Origin of the sequence: Rhizobium ecuadorense, from assembly GCF_001187535.1 — a bacterium.
Lineage (GTDB): Bacteria > Pseudomonadota > Alphaproteobacteria > Rhizobiales > Rhizobiaceae > Rhizobium > Rhizobium ecuadorense.
This window is the reverse complement of the sequence record NZ_LFIO01000944.1, coordinates 1-231: the sequence shown is the minus strand read 5'-3', so window position 1 is coordinate 231 and position 231 is coordinate 1. Positions and strand designations below refer to the sequence as shown.

The 231-nt window shown below is 59.3% G+C and carries 1 pseudogene; it reads left to right on the top strand.

Annotated elements, in window-relative coordinates:
* Window positions 1–231, top strand: a pseudogene (locus AF337_RS16660) (IFRD domain-containing protein); the annotation flags it as partial.

The window sequence follows — 231 nt, the reverse complement described above, 5'->3', positions numbered from 1 at the left end:
TCTATACGCTGACCAAGGCCGAACTCGACTGGTATTATCAATTCGGCGTCTCGGAGATGTTCCCTGACAAGTGGGAGCGCTTCGTCGCCCCCATTCCGCCGGAAGAGCGGCATGAAATGATGCATGCCTATCATCGGCGTCTGACGCATGAGGACAGGAACGTCCGCCTCGCGGCCGCGCAGGCCTGGAGCATCTGGGAAGGCGAAACGATCACGCTGTTGCCGGAACCTT